Below are 17247 nucleotides of genomic sequence, written 5' to 3' on the forward strand. Positions count from 1 at the left end.
TGACAATGCAGTTCTCCGTTTCTAGACGCCGTTGTCTATGCCGCGAAGCAGTCTACGGGAACGGCGACGCCGCGGCGGCTAGGTGTGATGCCGGTCGCACCAGTGTGTTTTCGGCGCAGAAACGGAGGGGCAGGCCGACCGATAAGCCGGGTTCTGTCTCGGACCATCATCTATCTGGGCACCACGTTGCCGCGGGCCTCAAGCGGCCAACCCGGATGCTCGGGCGGGCAGCCCTCAAGCACATCCTGTTCGGCCTTGCTCCGGATGGGGTTTGCCGAGCCGATCCAGTCGCCTGGATCGCTGGTGGTCTCTTACACCACCGTTTCACCCTGACCAGCACGCAGCTGGCGGTCTGTTCTCTGTGGCACTGGCCTGCGGGTCTCCCCGAGTGGGCGTTACCCACCATCCTGCCCTGCGGAGCCCGGACTTTCCTCGACAACCCTCGGACGCTCGGAGAGCGCCCTGGGTGCCGCGATGATCTGGCCGACCTGCCCCGATCTATTCTACGTCCTGCCGGGCAGGCTCAGCTCCGCGGCAGCGGGGCGTGGGAGGAGATGAGGTTCTGCTCGAGCAGCTCCTCCCAGAAGTCACCTGGTATCTGTGCACGCGAGGCCGCTATGTCCTCAGCGATCCTCGACAGTAAGCTGGACCCGGGGATCACGGCCGCCACTGCCGGGTGCGCCGAGGAGAACTGGATCGCGGCATCCTTCAGGCTGACACCGTGGTTCTCGGCGACAGCGGTCAGCTTCGTCACACGCTCCTTGACCTCGTCCGGAATGGGTCCGTAGTCGTAGTTGTCTCCGCCCAGCAGCGCACCGGAGTTGAAGGGCCCGCCGACGATCAGCTTCGCGCCTGCCTCCTCCGCCTGAGGGAGCATGCGCTCAAGGGCCCTCTCGTGCTTGAGCAGCGTGTACTGGGTGGCAGAAAGACTCATGCTCGGCGGGGTCTCCTGGAGCGAGAGCGCAAGCTCAATGGGCTCGGTGGTGTTGACGCCCAGACCCCATCCGGAGATGACGCCTTCCTTCTGCATCTGCGCGAGGACCCGGAAGGCGCCGGTGCGCGCCTGCTCGAAGAGCCCGATCCAGTCATCGCCGTGGAAATCGGGTGATGTGTCGTGCACGAAGACAAAGTCGAGACGATCAGTGTTCAGACGCCTGAGGCTGTCCTCGATGGACCGCTTGGTGGCGTCTGCGCTGTAGTCGGTGACGATCCTGTTCTGGTGCCCGTCCTCGAACAGCCCAGACTTCTCCTCGGTCTCATCCAGGACGACTCGTCCAACCTTCGTGCCCAGGAGGAACTCGTCGCGGCTCTTTCCGGAGAGAGCCTCTCCCAGGCGCTCCTCCGCCAGCCCCGCACCATAGAAGGGTGCCGTGTCGAAGTACCTGATCCCCTCGTCCCAGGCGGCCTGCACCGTAGCCTGCGCCTCGTCGTCCGGGATGGAGCGGAACATGTTCCCCAGGGGAGCAGTTCCGAATCCGATCTTGTCCTTCATGAGTTCGTTCAGATCTGCCATTGCGGTGGTGTCCTTCTCTCGTCTCGGGGAGGGACGCCGGACGTTTCCGACGATCCGCAGTGACCCTCCCAACGAGGCGATGCCATGTGTTGTTCCCGCCCTTGCTAGCCTTCTTCGGTGCTGATCTTCCTGCCGCCCAGCGAGGGCAAACACCGCGGCCGACAACGTCGACGAACCTCTGGACCTGCGGTCGCTCACCATGCCGGAGCTCGCCGATGAGCGCAGACAGGTGGTGGATGCTCTGATCGAGGCCAGCGGCCGCGAGGACGCGCAGAGCGTCCTCAAGGTCGGCAGCAGGGTCCTGGGCGAAGTCGAGGCCAATCAGCACATCTGGCGGGCTGCGGCTGGGCCTGCACATGATGTCTACACCGGTGTGCTGTTCGACGCCCTCGAAGCCAGAACGCTGACACCCCGCAGCTGAAGCGGGCGACGGAGCAGGTCCTGATCTTCTCCGGCCCATTCGGGGCCACATCGTTCACCGACCGCATCCCGATGTTCCGCTGCTCCATGGACGTGAAGCTGGACCCGCTGGGAAAGCTGGGCAGCTGGTGGAAGAAGCGGCTCGCGGAGCCCCTGTCTGCTCGAGTGGGCGACCAGCTGGTCATTGACTGCCGCTCATCCTCGTACGCACAGGCATTCACGTCCGCTCCGGAGCAGACCTTGGTGGTCAACAGCTTCACCGAACGCGACGGGGAGCGGAAAGTCGTCACTCACTTCGCCAAGCACGCACGGGGTCAGCTCACCGGGATGCTGCTTCGGGCCGAGCCGCAGCCCCAGACGATCGCTGACGTGGTCAGCGTGGCCTCTGAGCAGTGGGAGGTCGAGGTGCGGCCTGCCGAGGGCAGAACGCCTCATCAGCTGAACCTCATCACCGCCGAGGACTGATCAGAAGGGCCTTACGGAGCTCGTCGACGGATTCCACTCGGCGCCCGCAGCCGATGCGTCCATCGCCTCGTTGCTGAGCGTGTCAGCGGCAGCGTTCTTGGCCCGGGGATCCACGTGTAGGTGACCTGCATGGGAGGCAGAATGGTCGCAGCCTCGGCGGCGAGACGCTTCATATCCTCGTGCTTGATCTTCCACCGCCCGGACATCTGCTCCACCACCAGCTTGGAGTCCAGGCGCGCCTCCACGCGGGCGGACGCGTCGATGTCACGGACGAGCTTGAGCCCCTCGATGAGACCGGTGTACTCCGCCACATTGTTGGACGCCTTACCCAGCGGAACTGCAACAGAGGCGAGGATCTGCCCGTCCTGGTCCCGCACCAAGGCTCCGGCTCCGGCGATTCCCGGATTTCCGCGGCTTCCCCGTCGGCTTCTACTATCAGATCGCGCACGTGCATCCCTCACCTCGTAAACAGCTGGGCCGGTCAGCAGCCCGCTGTTCTGTGCCCCGAAATACTACCCGGGGTGAGAACGAAGTCCCAAGGATCGGTGTTGATGCCGGAGACCGCCACCTCCACCTCATACCCACGTTCGGAGAGTACTCGATCCAGCGCCTGCGCTGCCGCAGGCAGCCAGAGCCACTCCGAGGCGAAATGGGAGACGTCGATCAGGTAGGGACGGCCGCCGCGGGCCTCTCGCGGGCCTCAGATGCTGGATGGTGGCGCAGATCCCTGTGATGTAGACGTCAGCGCGGCGTCGTGCGCCGCCGTGATCAGCGAGTCGCCCGCGCCTCCGCAGAGGGCTATGCGCTGGACAAAGGCATCCTGGTCACCGGCAACCCGCACTCCTCCCGCCACCGACGGGAGGGCGCCGAAGACCCTGGAGGCGAACTCGCCCAGAGGCATCCCCGGCTCCAGGCTGCCGATCCTGCCCAGACCCTCTTCCGTGAGACCCTCCTCGGCGGGCTTCAGCGGCTCCTGGTCGCGCAGGCCGAGTATCTCCGCGAGCACGTCGTTCACGCCCCCACTGCAGAGTCACCGTTGGTGTGGGCGGTGAGAAGCGCGCATCCTGACTCGATCAGCCTGTGCACCACGGCACCCTTGGGATCACTGGCGTCGACGCTCGTCACTCCGCGCAGAAGCAGCGGGTGGTGGGTGATCAGCAGCCCCGCCCCAGCGTCGCAGGCCTCGTCCACGACGGCGGAGACCGGGTCCACGGCGAAATGGATCTTGGCCACCGGGGCATCGCGTCTGCTAGCCACCAGCCCCACGGCATCCCAGGATTCGGCGAGGGAATGGGGCCACAGCTCCTCGGCGGCATCGATGACCTCCTGGAGGGCGGGAGTCTTAGGCATGCGCCCAACTTAGCCCGGAATTTGTAGCTTACGCCAAAGGTTGCCTGAACTATGACTGAGAGCAAGTCCCACGCAGACCGCACCCGGACCGTAGTGCTGGGGTCGGGGTGCTTCTGGTGCCTCGATTCCCTGGCCCGCCGTCTGAGGGGTGTTCACAGGGTGCGCAGCGTCTACACCGGCGGGACCGGCCCGGCAGCCTATGAGGCTGTCAGCGCGGGCTGGACCGGACACGCCGAGGCGGTGGAGATCACCTTCGACCCTGAGGCGCTTCCGCCCGAGGTCCTCTACGAGGTCTTCTTCTCAACCCACGATCCCACCTCGCTGAACCGTCAGGAGGGACGTCGGCCCCAGTACCGATCCGTGATGTTCTACACCGATGAGGCTGAGCGTCAGGAGTTCGAGCATGCGGCCCGGTCAGCTCAGTCCAGCTACACCCAGCCGATCGTCACCTCCTTGGAGCCGTTGGGAACGGTCTATGAGGCCGAGCCCGAGCACCAGGACTTCTACACGCGCCGCCCGGCGCTCGGCTACTGCCAGTTCGTGATCGACCCCAAGATCGCCCACCTCCGCCGACGCTGGCCCCAATGGCTGGCCGAAGAAACCCCTGCATGAAAGGCTATGAAGCATGCTGAACAACATCACCGAAGCCATCGGAAACACTCCCTGGTCCGACTGAACCGACTCGACGCTGACCTTCCGGGCAACGTAGCCCTGAAGGCCGAGTTCTACTCGCCGGCCTCCTCCGTCAAGGATCGCATCGGCAAGGCCATCATCGACGCCGCCGAGGAGTCGGGCGACCTCCGTGCGGGAGGCACCATCGTCGAAGGCACGTCGGGCAACACCGGCATCGCCCTGGCCATGATGGGCGCCGCACGGGGATACCGCGTGGTGCTGACGATGCCCGAGACCATGTCGACGGAGAGGCGGGTCATGCTGCGCGCCTATGGGGCTGAGATAGTTCTGACGCCGGGCGCTGAAGGCATGCGAGGAGCCGTCGAGCGCGCGAAGCAGATCGTGGCGGAGACCGAGAACGCCATATGGGCCAGGCAGTTCGCGAACCAGGCGAATCCCAAGGCGCACTATGAGACGACGGGCGAGGAGATCTGGCGCGACTCCGACGGCAAGGTCGATGTGTTCGTCACGGGCATAGGCACCGGCGGCACCATCACCGGCGCCGGACGCAGACTTCGCGAGTACAACCCCGACCTGCACATCGTCGCCGTCGAGCCCGAAGACTCCCCATCCTCTCCGGAGAAACCCCGGCCCCCACAAGATCCAGGGCATCGGCCCGAACTTTGTTCCCGACATCCTGGACCGCGAGATCTACAACGAGGTGATGCAGGCCAACCTCGAGCGGTCGATCGCCGCAGCTCGCGACCTCGGCACGAAGGAGGGCATTCTGGGCGGCATCTCGACCGGGGCGAATGTGGCGGCGGCCCTCGAGGTCGCAGCCCGCCCAGAGATGCAGGACAAGCTCATCGTGAGCTTCGCATGCGACTTCGGCGAACGCTACATCTCCACCATGCTCTACGAAGACATCAGGGGCTGACCATGGGCCTCCTGTCACGGATTCGAGAAGACATCAGCCACGCACGCTCCCATGATCCGCTGCGCGAAGCAACGCCGAGATCGTTCTCGCGTACTCCGGCCTCCACGCTGTGTGGGCCCACCGCGTGGCGAACAGGATGTGGAAGGTCGAACGGCTCAAGACCCCCGCCAGAGTCGTGTCACAGGTGGCACGAGGTCTGACTGGAATAGAGATCCATCCGGGTGCCACGATCGGACGTCGCTTCTTCATCGACCACGGTATGGGCGTCGTCATCGGAGAGACGGCCGAGATCGGCGACGACTGCATGCTGTATCAGGGAGTGACCCTCGGGGCACGTCGCTGGAGCAGACGAAGCGACACCCTACCCTCGGCCACGGCGTCACCGTCGGCAGCCGGCGCCAAAGTGCTCGGACCGGTCGAGATCGGTGAGGAGTCCGCCGTCGGGGCCAACGCCGTGGTGGTGAAGTCTGCCCCGGCGCATTCAGTGCTCGTCGGCGTCCCCGCCAAGGATCGAAAGCGGAGCGAAGAGGAGCACCAGCCGCTGGTCGACCCGGCCAACTATGCCTTGGACCCGGCCCTCTTCATCTGAGGCGTCAGCGCGGTCAGCGAACGTCAGGAGGCCCGGCCGAAGGCCGGGCCTCCTGACGTTGGGCGAGCTCAGGCCTCAGTCTCTGAGCGATCCTGGCTCCACCGGGTGTGGAACGTTCCAGGCTTGTCGATGCGCTGATAGGTGTGCGCACCGAAGTAGTCCCGCAGGCCCTGAGTCAGGGCGGTAAGCAGCCGCTCCGCGCGCAGGCTGTCGTAGTACGCCAGCGCAGAGGAGAAGACGGGCGCAGGCACGCCGTAGGTGGCTGCGGCTGCGACGACGCGGCGCCACGCGGGCAGGCATTCTGCGATCGCTTCGGAGAACTCAGGAGCCAGCAGCAGGTTGACCGGCTGGTTCCCGGACGGGGCATCGTAGGCCCGCATGATGGTGTCCAGAAGGTCCGCCCGAATGATGCAGTAAGCCCGCCACAGAGATGCGATGGTCCGCATGTCCAGGTCCCAGCCGTACTCCTTGCCCGCAGCCGAGAGCATGTCGAAGCCCTGGGCGTAGGAGACGAGCTTCGAGGCATAGAGCGCTTTGCGGATATCCTCGACGAACTCCTGGCGGGCGTCGCCGGAGCCGTAGAGATCCTCAGCCGAGACGGCACCGGTGATCCCTGCGCCGAAGACCTCCGAGGTCACCGCACGAACGTCGCGCTGCGATGAGATGGAGCGGGCGAAGACGGACTCGGCGATCGTCGTGACCGGTGAGCCGACTTCGAGGCCGGAGATCGCTGTCCAGCGTCCCGTCCCCTTCTGTCCTGCCGAGTCGACGACCACGTCAACGAGTGGACGCCCTGTGAGCTCATCCTCCTGCTCCAGCACCTCGGCGGTGATCTCAATGAGGTAGGAGGCGAGATCCGTCGTGTTCCACTCCCGGAAGACGCCGGCCTGCTCGGCGGGCTCCATTCCCGCCAGAGCACGCATCAGGTCGTATGACTCGCCGATGACCTGCATGTCGGCGTACTCGATCCCGTTGTGGACCATCTTGACGTAGTGCCCCGCGCCGTCTGTTCCGACCCACGCGCAGCACGCCTCACCGTGATAATCAGCAGCGATGCTCTCGAGCATCGGGCCCAGGGACTCGTACGACTCCTTGGATCCGCCGGGCATGATGGAAGGCCCCAGCAGAGCCCCCTCCTCACCCCCTGAGACGCCTATGCCCACAAAGTGCAGGCCCCTCTCGCGCAGCGCCGCCTCGCGACGGCGGGTCTCCTCGTAGAAGGAGTTTCCGGCGTCGATGACGATGTCATCCTTGTCCAGCAGCGGGATCAGGTCGTCGATCACGGCGTCGACGGGAGCCCCGGCCTTCACCATGATCAGCACCCGGCGCGGCCGCTCGAGCGATTCCACGAGCTCCTGGAGAGTCTCAGTCCGAACGAAGTCGCCTTCTCCTCCGTAGCTGTTGATGAGCGTGTCGGTCCGAGCTGCGGAGCGGTTGTGCAGAGCGACCGTGTATCCGTTGCGAGCAAAGTTGCGTGCCAGATTGGCACCCATGACGGCAAGGCCGGTCACGCCGATGTCAGCACCCAATGTGCCTCCTAGGTCGATGATTCGTTCTTCGAAGCATCCTATCTTTACTAGTCGCCCACCGCGTCGCGGCCGCGCTGGACGATCTGCGAGTCCGGCTCGCCGACGACTTCGTGATCCTTGCCCTCGTACTCGAACTGAGAGAGGAAGTACCGCATGGCGTTGAGCCGGGCCCGCTTCTTGTCGTTCGACTTGATCGTGATCCATGGCGCAGGGTCGGTGTCGGTCCGCCGGAACATCTCCTCCTTGGCCTCGGTGTAGTCCTCCCACCGATCCAACGATTCGAGATCCATCGGAGAGAGCTTCCACTGACGTACGGGGTCGATCTGCCGAATGGCGAAGCGCGTCCTCTGCTCCCTCTGAGTCACTGAGAACCAGAACTTTGTGAGATGGATGCCCGCATCGATGAGCATCTTCTCGAAGACCGGCGCCTGCTGCATGAAGATCTCGTACTCCTGGTCCGAGCAGAACCCCATGACCCGCTCCACGCCTGCACGGTTGTACCAGGAGCGATCGAAGAGCACCATCTCCCCGGCGGTGGGCATGTGGTACGCGTACCGCTGGAAGTACCACTGTCCGCGCTCCCGATCCGATGGCCGGTTGAGAGCCACCACTCGGGCGGTGCGTGGGTTGAGGTGCTCAGTGAAGCGCTTGATGGTGCCGCCCTTGCCCGCTGCGTCGCGGCCCTCGAAGACCAGCACGTGCTTGAGCCCGTAGTCCTCGGCCCAATACTGGAACTTCAGCAGCTCCACCTGCAGGTGGTACTTCTCGATGTCGTAGATCGTGCGATCCATACGGGCGTCGTACGGATAGTTCTCCTGCCAGGTCTCGACGGCACGGCCCTGAGGATCGATCAGGTCGGGGTCCGGGGTATGGCCGTCCTGGACGGTGTATCCCCGTCACGCAGCTGGTCGATGAACTCGCGAAGATTCTTCCTGGCGCCGGAGTCGATGCTTAGGCCCAGGGTTCCATATTGGCCATGGCGACGCCTTTCTGAGGTGCCTGGGAATGCTTCAGCATCGAAGCACTCCCATGTGAACTGAGCGTGAACTACAGCGCCTCCTCCCCATATGACCGGCCCGGGCGAGGGCGGTCAGGCGGGAGACGGCGCGATGATACTTCTTCATGTACCCCCGGACATCATCTCCTCGGTGAAGAGCTTGTCGAACGGCACCCCGAGGCGACGATCTTGACGTCCTGGTCGTAGAGGCGGTCGGCGAGCACGACGAAGCGCAGCCCGAGAGCCTGGCCCTCGATCGTACTGACGTCCTTAACAGCCCATACGTCCACGTCGCTGAGCAGCTGGCGGTAGCGGCTCGGATGGACGCTGGAAAGGTGTTCGCAGAGGGTGTCGAAGTCGTCCGCTGCGATCATGTCCTCTCCGTAGTGCTCCTCGGCGAAGGCCTCCACGCGTCCGTTGGAGAGCGGCTCAGGAGCCTCCGGAAGACCGCGATGGCGGTAGTCTTCGCCATCGACCCTGATCACCCGGAACTGGTCGGCGACCACCTGAATCTCACGTTTGAAGTCGCTGGCGGCGAATCGGCCCTCGCCCAGCGCTCCGGGAGCGTATTCGACGTCGCGGCGAGCTTCACCCCGCGTCGGCAAGCTCCCGCAGCAGGCGGGACATGATCGTGGTGTCTCCTGCGTCATCGAGCTCGAACTCGTCGATGCATACGAGCTGATACCCTTGAATACATCGACCGTCTGGCGGAAGCCCAGCGCCCCGACAAGGTTGGTGTACTCCACGAAGGTTCCGAAGGCTCGCTGATCGTGCGGGACCCCTGCTCCCCTGCCGCGTGATACAGCGAGGCGAGGAGGTGCGTCTTCCCCACGCCGAAGCCCCCATCGAGGTAGATGCCCTGGGGTCCTGAGGGCTTGGTGCCGGCGCCGAACACCTTCTGGAGGAACCCGCCCGAGGAGCGCTTCTGCGTGACCGACTCCGCGAAGCCGCGCAGCGCGTCCACCGCCTCAGCCTGAGAGGGGTGATCGGGGTCGGGGATGTAGGTGTCGAAGGACACCTCAGCGAAGCGAAACGAGGGCTCCAGTCCGGCCACGAGGTTCTGGGGGCTGACCTGGGGCCTGCGTGCGGCCAGCGGTTCGGCGAAAGGCATGGAGGCCACTCTACTGAAGCTGGAGGTGCTGATCCGCCGATTCCTTTGAACAAAGGGTATGAACATATGACTTCTCATGACATATGCTCTTCACGCAGGCAGCCGCGTCCGACTACTGTGGATCACGGAACACTTTCTCCCCGACCAACATGCAGAAAGGCGAGACAGCCGATGGCAGACAATGACTTCTCCCAGTACGCCAATCCCGATGCCCTCGTATCCACAGAGTGGGCCGCAGAGCACAAGGACGACGACGGCGTGGTGCTCCTCGAGTCCAACGAGGATGTGCTGCTGTACGAGACCGGGCACATCCCCGGCGCCCAGAAGATCGACTGGCACACAGATCTGAACGACCCCGTCACCAGGGATTTCATCAACCCTGAGCAGTTCGCCGAGTTCGCCGCCTCCAAAGGCATCACTCCGGACACGACCGTCGTCTTCTACGGCGACAAGTCCAACTGGTGGGCAGCGTACGCCCTGTGGGTGTTCACCCTCTTCGGGCACAAGGACCTGCGGCTGATCGACGGCGGCCGCCAGAAATGGGTCGACGAGGGCGCGAGCTCACCACCGACGTCCCCACCCCGCACGCAGCGAGTACCCAGTGCCCGCAGAGCGCAACGATGGGGAGTTCCGCGCCTACCGCGAGGACGTCCTGGAGCAGATCGGCAGCGCCCCGCTCGTCGACGTCCGCTCCCCGCCGAGTACAGCGGAGAGGTGACCTCCGCTCCTGGCTTCGAGGACAAGGAGGGCGCGCTCCGGGGCGGCCACATCCCCACGGCTGCCTCCGTGCCTTGGGCTCGTGCAGCCAACGAGGACGGCACGTTCAAGTCGCGCGACGAGCTCCTTGCCATCTACAAGGATGAGGCGGGAGTCGGCGAGGCAGACGAGGTCATCGCCTACTGCCGGATCGGTGAGCGCTCGTCGCACACCTGGTTCGTGCTCCAGCACCTGCTCGGCTACGACAAGGCTCGCAACTACGACGGCTCCTGGACGGAGTGGGGCAACGCAGTGCGCCTGCCGATCGTCACCGGCACGGAGAGGGGCGAGGCTCCCGCCGCGTAGGGAGCCTCTCATACGCATCAGCGCCCGTATGGGGCATGGCCAGTAGGCTGTGCCCCATACGCGTGCCTCTCCGCATCTCATCTTCAGAAAGAGCCCTATGACTGAGCAGACAATGCCGCAGCCCTCCAAGAGATCGTCGACGAGTTTCAGGCGGTGGAGGACAGACAGCGCCTGGAGCTCCTTCTCGAACTCTCCAAGGAGCTTCCCGAGGTGCCGGAGAAGTACCGCGAGCACCTGGATGAGATGGAGCAGGTGGAAGAGTGTCAGACGCCGCTCTTCCTCACGGTTGAGTTCCACGACGAGAACGGGACGGCAGAGCTGATCCTGGCCGCCCCCGCAGAAGCGCCGACAACTCGCGGCTTCGCCTCGATCATCCATCAGGGACTGAACGGACTGACCTATGAGCAGATTCTTGCCACGCCGGACGATCTGGCGGATCGACTCGGCATCAGCAGAGCCATCACCCCCTGCGCCTGCGCGGGCTCCGCGCCATGCTGGGGCGCATCAAGCACAACGTGAGGAATCACGTCGGCGCTCAGCGCTGAGGCCCTTCACTCGGTCATACGTGTGACAGCCTCGATCTCCATCGTGTCGGGGTCGGGGTCCGGCGAGGCAGACCGGTCCTCTCCCCGGGGACCTCAGCATTGAACAGATCAGTGACCCACTGCACCACCTTCGAGTCCCACCTATGGGGCTTGTGGTTCCATTCTTTGACGTGCTTGGCGCGGGTGAAGGGTACGAAGCTGACACGGTCGCTGATCTCGGCGAGCTGCCGACTGGGGCCGTAGGGCACGACCTCGTCGTCGATGCTGTGAAGGATCAGGGTTCGGTGCCTCAGCTGCTCGGCACGGTCGATCCAATTCATCATGCGCAGGTCCAGAGGCGAGGCCAGGCCGGTGACGCGCCGACCCGCCTTGTGCGATATGAACAGCCTCGTCAGGCGGCCCACCGGCTCAGGCAGGTGAAGCGCGCGGGCGTGGTGGCTCAGCACGTCGATCCAGTCGACCACGGGTCCTGTCAGGACAAGCCCTCGCACTTTGGAGGCGATGGGCGAACGATCGACCGTCTGCAGACAGATTGCCCCGCCCATAGACCACCCGAAGAGGACGATGTCCTCCGCCCCATGTTCAATGCGTATCGCACGCCCGCTTCGACATCGGGCCATTCCGTAATGCCCAGGCCATAGCGGCCGTCAGGGGTCGGCGGAGCTTCGCCGTCGTTGCGGTAGGAGATCAGCAGCGAATCGACGCCGAGCTGCTGAGCCGCCGGAAGGGCTCTGATGCCTTCGGTGCGTCGGCCTCCGCGCCCATGAACCATAACGGCCCATATGTTTCGCCCGCTCAGGGCCCCACGGGATTCCGTGCTTAAGCACATACCACGCCGGAGCAGGACCGTCTGGCAGCTCAATGACGACCTCCTCTGCCTCGAAACCCGCCTCCTGGGGCGTCAGATGCGGATTTGCGGACCACCAGCCACGAACAGCAGTGCGCAGATCGCCATAAGCGACGTGTTCGACCTTTCGGGCAAGCGTCCCGTCCCTGGCCGTGAAGCTTGTGATGCGCCCTACACGCGCAAAGCCGCGGCCCCCGTGGAAGAAGAGGCCGTACACACCGTCGACGACCGTGTGAGAGGTGGCGGGGAGAATGACCTCGTCGCCGTCGGGACCCTTGACGACTGCCAGCACCTCAAGGTCCTCCACGCGCTCCTTCACCGGCGTGACGACAGTCCGCGCGAAATAGCCTGCCACCGCAGACGCCGCCGCTGTGAGGGTCAGGCCCGTGCCGAGCCCGACTGCCGCACCGAGAGCACCGGCTCGGATCCATGGGGTGGGCTCGGGTTCGCTTCGGGCCCTGCGGATGGCCCGCTCGCCCAGGCGCTTTCCTCTGAGACGGAGACGTCGGAATGAGAGGAGGCCCCTGGGCCGCCGAACTGATGCGGGAGGGCTCTGCGTCCGTATTCATCCAGTCTTCACCTCACAGAAGGGTCGGGGCCGCGTTCGAGACCACTTTAGGCGCTGGCTCTTAGAATGGTGCACATGAGCACAGACCCATACCGGGACAAGCTGAACGACTTCGAGTATCAGGTGCTGCGTCAGGGCGGCACTGAGCGTCCTTATACGGGCGAATACTGGGACAACAAGGAAACTGGGATCTATTACTGCCGCGCGTGCGGAGACAAGCTCTTCGAGTCTGACACGAAGTTCGACTCACGCTGCGGGTGGCCGAGCTTCTATCAGCCCGCTGAGGGCTCCAACGTGACCTACATTCGCGACGAATCCATGGGCATGACCCGGATCGAGGTGCGGTGCGGATCCTGCGAGTCCCACCTCGGCCATGTGTTCGAGGGTGAGGGCTTCGAGACGCCCACTGACCTCAGGTACTGCATCAACTCGATCTCCATGACATTCGAGAAGGAATGACAGGCGACCTCTTCTCGGCGTCATCCGGGGAGCATGCCCAGCGACGCGGACACACGCCGCTGGCTGTTCGTATGCGCCCCGAGTCGCTCGGTGAAGTCCTGGGCCAGCAGCACCTTCTGAAGGATGGTTCGCCCCTCCGGGTTCTCACTGAGGAGAGCTCGGGACCCGCAGGTCCTTCCTCGGTCATCCTCTATGGCCCTCCCGGCACAGGGAAGACGACCATAGCCCATGTGATTGCCCGCGGGGGTCCCGACGGTTTGTGGAGCTGTCCGCCATCCGCGCGGGCGTCAAGGATGTTCGCCAGGTGATGGACCAGGCCCTCAATGACAGGGACCTCAACGGCGTCACCACGGTGCTCTTCCTCGACGAGATCCACCGCTTCAACAAGGCCCAGCAGGACGCCCTGCTTCCGGGGTGGAGAACGGTTGGGTGATCCTGGTCGCCGCGACCACTGAGAATCCGTCCTTCAGCGTCGTGGCACCTCTGCTTTCAAGGTCTCTGCTGCTGACGCTTCAGCCCCTCACTCGCGACGACCTCGAAGGGCTCCTGCATCGAGCCCTCCACGAGGAGCGGGGCCTCAACGCTCAGTTCGAGCTGGAGGCCTCTGCGAAGGATCACATCCTGAGGGTCGCGGGAGGCGATGCACGACGTGTCCTGACGACGCTGGAGGCAGCCGCTGCCACTGCGTCCGGCCGAGGAGCGTCCGTCATCTCACCTGAGGATGCCGAGCAGGCTGCGGATTTCGCCGTCCAGCGCTATGACAAGGACGGAGACCAGCACTATGACATCGTTTCGGCCTTCATCAAGTCGCTGAGGGATCGGACGTGGATGCGGCGCTGCACTATCTGGCGCGGATGGTTGTCGCTGGGGAGGATGCGCGCTTCATCGCCCGACGGCTCGTGATCGCCGCATCCGAGGAGGTCGCCATGGCGGATCCCTCAGCCCTGCAGACCGCCGTCGCCGCAGCGCAGGCGGTGCAGCTGCTCGGCATGCCGGAAGCCCGAATCGTCCTGGCTCAGGCCACCGTCCATATTGCGACGGCCCCGAAGTCGAATGCGAGCTATAAGGCTCTTGATGAGGCCATTGCCGACGTCCGAGCTGGCCGAAGCGGCGCTGTGCCGATGCATCTGCGCGACGGGCACTATAAGGGTGCGGAGCGCCTGGGACACGGCAAGGGCTACGTGTATGCGCACAGTGAGCCTCACCATGTGGCGTCGCAGCAGTACCCGCCGGACGAGCTGGTGGGCGTTGACTATTACACGCCGAATGCCCTGGGCCATGAGAAGGCGGTGGCCGATCGCCTGCAGAGACTGCGCAGCATCGTGCGAGGACGGGCTCCTAGTCCTCGCTGCTCACCGTTCTGAGTACGAGTGAGGCCCCGAACCCGCTGGGGTTCGGGGCCTCACTCGTGCTGTGCGTTCAGCTCCGTGCGGGGCTTTCGACGGCTCCCGCTGAGCTCGCGGCCTCGAGCTGGTCGGGCTGGTGCCCGTGGTGCTCAAGCGCCTCGAGATACTCTCCGCGGGATACGGGTTCAACACGGTCCTCGAAGAACATCCTGTTGAGCCGAGCCCTGAGCTTCTCGACCGACGTGACCTTGCCCTTTGCGTTGGGGCGGGGCCGGACGGCGCTGGAGCTTCGTATGCCACGAGTCCAGAGCTCGTAGTCGCTGAGCATCTTGTGACGCTCCGAGAACCCGCCGTCGGGGCTGACTTCGATGACGCCGCTTCGTGACCGTGGAGTGCGGTCTCCCGGTCCTTCCGCTGGAGAGACAGGCAGATTCTCTTGGTCAGGATGTAGGTGAGCGGGATTCCGAGGAAGAACGCAGCCCAGGACCAGTACACGAGGTCATTGACTGACAGCTGGAAGTGAGTGGCGATCAGGTCGTTTGACCCCATTCCCACATCAGGCCGTAGAAGAACACCGTGGCGACTCCCACTGCGGTACGGGTCGGAGCGTTGCGCGGACGGTCCAGGAGGTGGTGCTCCCGCTTGTCGCCGGTGATCCAGGCCTCGATCCAGGGCCAGGCGAACATGCCTGCGAACATGATGCCGATGATCCCCATGGGAAGCAGGATCGGCGTTGCGATCGCGTTTCCGCCCCACGGCGTGGGCAGCACGAACTCCAGAGACATCTCTCCGATGTAGCCCGGCATCATGCGCAGCGCACCTTCGAGGAACCCGATGTACCAGTCCGGCTGTGCCCCGGCCTGAACAGGCGAGGGTCGTAGGGCCCGTAGTTCCACAGAGCGTTGATCTGGAAGGTTCCAGCAATCAGGGCCAGAATTCCGGCAACGATGAAGAAGAATCCGCTTAGCCTTCGCGGCGTAGACCGGTCCCACGGGGTAGCCGACCACGTTGCGTTCGGTCCGCCCCGGACCAGGGAACTGTGTGTGCTTGTGCACCACAACCAGGAACAGGTGAACTGCGATCATGATGAGAATCAGCGCGGGCACTATGAAGATGTGCAGGCTGTACATCCTGGGAATGACCTCACTGCCGGGAATTCCCCGCCGAAGATCAGGTATGACATGTACGTGCCGATGACCGGAATGGCCCTAAAGGTTCCGTCGGCGATCCGCAGTCCGTTGCCGGAGAGGACCTCGTCGGGCAGACCATAGCCGGTGAAGTAAGCGAGCATTCCGAGCATGAGCAGCGTCGCGCCGACGAGCCAGTTGATCTCGCGCGGCTTGCGGAAGGCTCCGGTGAAGAACACTCGCAGCATGTGGACAGCCATCGCCATGACGAACAGCAGGGCACCCCAGTGGTGCAGCTGGCGCATGAAGAGTCCGCCGCGCACGTCGAACGAGAGCTCCAGCGCCGTGGCGTAGGCGCTTGACATCTCCAGTCCCTGCAGCGGGGCGTATGCGCCCGAGTAGCGCGTGGTGGACATCGAGGGGTCGAACCAGAAGGTCAGGAACGCACCGGAGAGAACCGTGATGATGAAGCTGTACAGCGCAACCTCACCGAACATGAACGTCCAGTGGTCAGGAAAGACCTTACGGCCGAATTCCCGCACCATGCCTGTGCTTAAGCAACTCGCTGGTCCAGGTAGTTGGCGATCTTGCCTCCGCGCGTGCGGGGCTCGTAGGTGTCGACTTCGAGGTAGTCAGCCTCGGAGTACTTCTTCGTTTCGGCACTCATCCGTCGTGACGCTCCCAATAGGTAGGACCAACAGGTTCTGTGAAGTCGCTGCGCGCAATGAGGAAGCCTTCGTCATCCACCGTGATCGGCAGCTGCGGAAGAGGCCGCCCAGCAGGGCCGAAGACGACCTTGAACTCCTGGGCCGCGTCGAAGGTCGACTGGTGACATGGACACAGCAGGTGGTGGGTGTGACGCTCATACAGAGCAATCGGACAGCCCACGTGGGTGCAGACCTTCGAACAGGCGATGATGCCCTCGTAGGTCCAATCCTCGCGGCCGGGCGAGGTGTGCTCAAAGTCATCAGGGCTGAGACGCATGAGCAGAACGACGGACTTGGCCTTCTCTGAGAGCCGCTGCCCGTGAGATGTGATCTCACGGAGGTTCTCCGGGATGACGTGCACGGCCGAGCCGATAGTGAGATCCGCGGCGCGAATGGGTGTCCCCGTAGGGTCCCTGACCAGACGCGTCCCTTCTTCCCACAGGGTGTGACGGAGGCGTTCGGGGCTGAAGTCCTCTCCGTACGCCCTGTCGAGGTCGCGGAACATGGCGACGAAAGGAAGGGGCGCCAGAAGGGCGGCCAGAGCAAGCGAGCCGACCATGAACGGCCGACGCTTGACCTGCGACTCCTCGGCCACGTCGTTGAGGATGCCAGCTGCCTCCTCGCGGTCCTTCTCGGTCCTCAGCGGCTTACGCGCCTCAACGACCTCGTGGTCGGGCATGAGGGTCTTCGCCCAGTGCACGATCCCGAGGCCGATACCGAGCATGGCCAGAGCGGCCCCGACGCCCAGAAGCGTGTTCTGGACCCGAAGCATTGCCATCTGATCGAAGTAGTCCGCATACTCCTCGGCCGTCCGGCCGATCGCGAAGTATCCGACGAAGAAGACGACAGTGCCGATGATGGACAGTATGAAGAGAACGGACACCTGCCGCTCTGCTCGCTTAGCCGACTTCTCGTCCACGTCAGCCGTCCGCGGAGCATGCGGCGGCAGACCCGGGTTCTCGATGGCGAACTTGCCATCTGATCCCGTGTCGGCAGTGACGACGGCGCCAGTTTCCCGTCCGCCGTGACCGTTGTCCACCATAGTTGTGTTGTCCTTTGCTCT

The 17247-nt window shown here is 64.3% G+C and carries 9 protein-coding genes, 1 other RNA gene and 10 pseudogenes; 9 read left to right on the plus strand and 11 right to left on the minus strand.

Annotation, left to right across the window (positions count from 1 at the left end):
- Positions 1-126: 126 nt before the first annotated feature.
- An RNA gene (rnpB, locus tag K0H76_RS12135) (RNase P RNA component class A) lies at positions 127-491 on the minus strand.
- 32 nt (positions 492-523) lie between these two features.
- Positions 524-1513 (minus strand): aldo/keto reductase, encoded by a 990-nt coding sequence (locus K0H76_RS12140; RefSeq protein WP_258933157.1) that lies wholly within the window; start codon positions 1511-1513, stop codon positions 524-526.
- A 199-nt stretch (positions 1514-1712) separates the two neighbouring features.
- Between K0H76_RS12140 and K0H76_RS12145 the strand changes: the two genes are divergently transcribed.
- Complete coding sequence (locus tag K0H76_RS12145; RefSeq protein WP_258933158.1) at positions 1713-1934, plus strand: hypothetical protein; 222 nt, start codon at positions 1713-1715, stop codon at positions 1932-1934.
- Positions 1935-1957: 23 nt separating this feature from the next.
- Complete coding sequence (gene yaaA / locus K0H76_RS12150; protein ID WP_258935404.1) at positions 1958-2398, plus strand: peroxide stress protein YaaA; 441 nt, start codon at positions 1958-1960, stop codon at positions 2396-2398.
- A gap of 42 nt (positions 2399-2440) precedes the next feature.
- On the opposite strand, the pseudogene K0H76_RS12155 reads toward yaaA, so the two are convergent.
- Positions 2441-2852, minus strand: a pseudogene (locus K0H76_RS12155) (reverse transcriptase-like protein); the annotation flags it as partial.
- Between the two features lie 27 nt (positions 2853-2879).
- Positions 2880-3748: pseudogene (locus tag K0H76_RS12160) on the minus strand (Nif3-like dinuclear metal center hexameric protein).
- A gap of 51 nt (positions 3749-3799) precedes the next feature.
- Here K0H76_RS12160 and msrA point away from each other — a divergent pair.
- From msrA to cysE, 3 genes and pseudogenes are all read left to right on the plus strand, one after another.
- Positions 3800-4360, plus strand: a complete 561-nt coding sequence (gene msrA, locus K0H76_RS12165) for a peptide-methionine (S)-S-oxide reductase MsrA (protein ID WP_258933159.1) — start codon at positions 3800-3802, stop codon at positions 4358-4360.
- A 13-nt stretch (positions 4361-4373) separates the two neighbouring features.
- Positions 4374-5297: pseudogene (gene cysK, locus K0H76_RS12170) on the plus strand (cysteine synthase A).
- Between the two features lie 2 nt (positions 5298-5299).
- A pseudogene (gene cysE, locus K0H76_RS12175) lies at positions 5300-5886 on the plus strand (serine O-acetyltransferase).
- Between the two features lie 68 nt (positions 5887-5954).
- Here the strand turns inward: cysE and gndA are convergent.
- The 3 genes and pseudogenes from gndA to zapE form a co-directional block, all read right to left on the minus strand.
- Positions 5955-7415 carry an NADP-dependent phosphogluconate dehydrogenase gene (gene gndA, locus K0H76_RS12180; protein WP_258933160.1) on the minus strand — a complete coding sequence of 487 codons (1461 nt, stop codon included), beginning with the start codon at positions 7413-7415 and terminating at the stop codon, positions 5955-5957.
- Between the two features lie 47 nt (positions 7416-7462).
- Positions 7463-8364, minus strand: a pseudogene (ppk2, locus tag K0H76_RS12185) (polyphosphate kinase 2).
- A gap of 61 nt (positions 8365-8425) precedes the next feature.
- Positions 8426-9523: pseudogene (gene zapE, locus K0H76_RS12190) on the minus strand (cell division protein ZapE).
- Positions 9524-9694: 171 nt separating this feature from the next.
- Here zapE and K0H76_RS12195 point away from each other — a divergent pair.
- Positions 9695-10585, plus strand: a pseudogene (locus K0H76_RS12195) (sulfurtransferase).
- Between the two features lie 132 nt (positions 10586-10717).
- Positions 10718-11130: pseudogene (locus K0H76_RS12200) on the plus strand (SufE family protein).
- A gap of 14 nt (positions 11131-11144) precedes the next feature.
- Here K0H76_RS12200 and K0H76_RS12205 read toward each other — a convergent pair.
- Both K0H76_RS12205 and K0H76_RS12210 read right to left on the minus strand, forming a co-directional pair.
- Entirely contained in the window at positions 11145-11675 is a 531-nt protein-coding gene (locus tag K0H76_RS12205) for a lysophospholipase (protein WP_258933161.1), read from the minus strand.
- Positions 11676-11777: 102 nt separating this feature from the next.
- Positions 11778-12332, minus strand: a complete 555-nt coding sequence (locus K0H76_RS12210) for a hypothetical protein (protein WP_258933162.1) — start codon at positions 12330-12332, stop codon at positions 11778-11780.
- Positions 12333-12611: 279 nt separating this feature from the next.
- Between K0H76_RS12210 and msrB the strand changes: the two genes are divergently transcribed.
- Together msrB and K0H76_RS12220 are read left to right on the plus strand one after the other, a co-directional pair.
- Entirely contained in the window at positions 12612-13004 is a 393-nt protein-coding gene (gene msrB / locus K0H76_RS12215; RefSeq protein ID WP_146341635.1) for a peptide-methionine (R)-S-oxide reductase MsrB, read from the plus strand.
- Positions 13001-14368 (plus strand): annotated as a pseudogene (locus K0H76_RS12220) (replication-associated recombination protein A). Before msrB ends, K0H76_RS12220 begins: the two are co-directional and overlap by 4 nt.
- Before the next feature lie 55 nt (positions 14369-14423).
- Here the strand turns inward: K0H76_RS12220 and K0H76_RS12225 are convergent.
- Together K0H76_RS12225 and K0H76_RS12230 are read right to left on the minus strand one after the other, a co-directional pair.
- Positions 14424-16144, minus strand: a pseudogene (locus tag K0H76_RS12225) (ubiquinol-cytochrome c reductase cytochrome b subunit).
- A complete protein-coding gene (locus tag K0H76_RS12230) occupies positions 16141-17226 on the minus strand; it encodes a Rieske (2Fe-2S) protein (RefSeq protein ID WP_146341632.1) in 1086 nt (361 codons plus the stop codon). Before K0H76_RS12230 ends, K0H76_RS12225 begins: the two are co-directional and overlap by 4 nt.
- Positions 17227-17247 lie beyond the last annotated feature (21 nt).

The sequence above is a fragment of the Nesterenkonia pannonica genome (assembly GCF_019575955.1).
GTDB classification, from domain to species: domain Bacteria; phylum Actinomycetota; class Actinomycetes; order Actinomycetales; family Micrococcaceae; genus Nesterenkonia; species Nesterenkonia pannonica.

Bases quoted from the DNA above. Each gene is read 5' to 3' on its own strand.
- K0H76_RS12140 (WP_258933157.1), bottom strand. From the start codon at position 1,513: ATGGCAGATCTGAACGAACTCATGAAGGACAAGATCGGATTCGGAACT.
- K0H76_RS12205 (WP_258933161.1), bottom strand. From the start codon at position 11,675: ATGGGCGGGGCAATCTGTCTGCAGACGGTCGATCGTTCGCCCATCGCC.
- msrB (WP_146341635.1), top strand. From the start codon at position 12,612: ATGGTGCACATGAGCACAGACCCATACCGGGACAAGCTGAACGACTTC.
- K0H76_RS12230 (WP_146341632.1), bottom strand. From the start codon at position 17,226: ATGGTGGACAACGGTCACGGCGGACGGGAAACTGGCGCCGTCGTCACT.
- msrA (WP_258933159.1), top strand. From the start codon at position 3,800: ATGACTGAGAGCAAGTCCCACGCAGACCGCACCCGGACCGTAGTGCTG.
- K0H76_RS12145 (WP_258933158.1), top strand. From the start codon at position 1,713: ATGCCGGAGCTCGCCGATGAGCGCAGACAGGTGGTGGATGCTCTGATC.